This is a genomic window from Protofrankia sp. CiP1_Cm_nod4 (genome assembly GCF_982290645.1).
In genome coordinates this window covers 6,009-8,637 of the sequence record NZ_CEVIVC010000185.1, presented here as the reverse complement: position 1 = coordinate 8,637, position 2,629 = coordinate 6,009, and the positions used below count along the sequence as shown (strand labels likewise).

Below are 2,629 nucleotides of genomic sequence, written 5' to 3'. Positions count from 1 at the left end.
TTCCACCGGCTGCTCGCCGAGTGGGAGAGCAAGGCGCAGGAACTCGACGTGTTCGAGCGGGTCCGCCTCGCCCTGGACGCGGTCCACGGCGTGGACATCAACCCGTACGCGGCGGCGATCGCCCGGTTCCGGCTGGTCATCGCGGCGCTGCGCGCCACCGGGCTGACCACGCTGGACGCGGCCGCCGGCTACACCTTCCCGCTGCACGTGGCCATCGGCGACTCTCTGATCAAGCACCGCCAGCTCGGCCTGTTCGACGAGGAGCGCGACGCACTCGCCGAGTTCGCCTACGCCACCGAGGACCTCACCGACCACCCCGGCATCCTGGAGGAAGGCCGCTACCACGCCGTCGTCGGCAACCCGCCGTACATCACCGTCAAGGACAAGAAGCTCAACGTGCTGTACCGCGACCTGTACAGCGCCTGCTCGGGCAAGTACGCCCTGTCCGTCCCGTTCGCGCAGCGCTTCTTCGAGCTGGCGAAGCACGCGGATCTAGAGGGACGCGGTGCCGGCCGCATAGGCCAGATCACCGCGAATTCGTTCATGAAACGCGAGTTCGGCAAGAAGCTGATCGAAGAATTCTTCGCTCGTACAGTCGAGCTCACGCACGTTATCGATGCATCCGGGGCATATATTCCCGGTCATGGGACACCAACCGTCATCTTGGCGGGACGACGCAATCGCTGGACACGACCTGAAACCGTGAGAGCCGTTTTGGGAATCAGAGGGGAGCCATCCGCCCCAAACAATCCAAGCGAATCTTTCGTCTGGCGGGCAATCCTCGATCAGGTGGACAAGCCCGGCACTGACAGTGACTGGGTTAGTTCCGTGGACCTACCGCGCAACCGTTTGGCTTCCTACCCCTGGAGTCTCGGTGGCGGAGGAACGATCGACTTGAAGCGTACCATTGAGGAATATGCAGAGAGTAAACTTTCCACAGTAGTTGCCTACTCCGGATATGTAGCTATCACTGCAGAGGACGACGCATTCTTCGTTCAAGACAGGACAACTTCTGTCAGGCGCAAGCTTGAACAGACTATACAGATGGTCGAAGGTGACTGTATCCGTGACTACCAGATGTCCGATGGAGTCGTCAGCATCTGGCCATACAATGAGAGCTTGAGGCCAACGCCAATCGAACAGATCATCGGAATCGGCCGTCACCTGTGGCCAAACCGGCGAATACTCCAGCTTCGCAAAAGATTCGGCAAGCCGATTGAGACTATTGACTCACTCGTCTGGTACGAATATGGTGAGCTATACAGAGAAAAACTCGAGGATCCACGCTCGTTGACGTTCTCGTTTGTGTCAACGCATAATAACTTCACACTGAGCCGAGACAAGAAAGCGTTCAAGCAGACCGCGCCCGTCATCAAGCTTCCAGCCGACACAGCAGACGAAAATTATTTGCAGCTGCTGGGGGTGTTGAACAGTTCGACGGCGTGCTTCTGGCTCAAGCAGGTCAGCCACGACAAGGGCAGCCAGGGTGTAAACGAGGGGTTCAAGTCCCAGACCTGGGAACGGTTCTACGAGTTCACCGGTACCAAGTTGCAGGAGTTTCCGTTGCCGGCGGAGTATCCGTTGGGGCTGGCGCGGGAGTTGGATGGGCTGGCGCTGCGGCTGACGGCGGTGAGCCCGGCGGCGGCGCGGGACGAGTGGGTGTCGACGCGGGCGCGGATGATCGCGTTGCAGGAGGAGCTGGACTGGCAGGTCTACCGGCAGTATGGGCTGCTCGCCGACGAGCTGACGCTGCCGGTCGCCGACGTCCCGGAGATCAGGCTGGGTGAGCGGGCGTTCGAGATCGTGCTGGCGCGGAAGATCGCGGCCGGTGAGGAGACGTCCGAGTGGTTCGCCCGGCACGGCTCCACCCCGGTCACCGAGCCGCCCGCGGGCTGGCCGGCGGAGTACCGGGCGCTGGTGGAGAAGCGGATCGCCGTCATCGAGAACGACCGGAACATCGGGCTGATCGAGCGGCCCGAGTACAAGCGCCGCTGGGCCACCGAGGGCTGGGACAAGCTTCAGGACACCGCCCTGCGGGGCTGGCTGCTCGACCGGCTGGAGGCCCGCGAGCGCTGGTTCGCCGACGTCGACGGGATGGTCCAGCCCCGGCTGTGGACCACCGGCCGGCTCGCCGACGAGCTGGCCGCCGACGCGGGCTTCGTCGCCGTCGCCGAGCTCCACCGCCCCGGCGACCCACTGGCGAAGGTCGTCGCCGGCCTCGTCGAGGACGAGCACGTCCCCTTCCTCGCAGCCCTGCGCTACAAGGACTCCGGGCTGGTCAAACGCGCCGACTGGGAGTCGGTGTGGGACCAGCAGCGCGCCGAGGACGCCGCCCCCACCCCGGAGGCGGCCAGGAAGATCCGCGACGCGATCCCCGTCCCGCCGAAGTACGCCCAGGCCGACTTCCGCAAGGCGTCCTACTGGCGGGCCCGCGGCAAGCTCGACGTCCCCAAGGAGCGGTTCGTCTCCTACCCGCACGCCGGCCCGGCCACCGACCCGACGCTGCTGATCGGCTGGGCCGGCTGGGACCACCGCGAGCAGGCCCAGGCGCTGGCCACGCTGATCGTCGAGCGGCAGGACACCGACGGCTGGGGCGCCGAGAAGCTCACCCCGCTGCTCGCCGGCCTCC

General features: G+C 64.8%; 1 protein-coding gene. It reads left to right on the top strand.

Annotated elements, in window-relative coordinates:
• A partial coding sequence (gene pglX / locus AC5LSR_RS22005; protein ID WP_493468938.1) for a BREX-2 system adenine-specific DNA-methyltransferase PglX occupies positions 1 to 2,629 on the top strand: 2,629 nt, incomplete at both ends.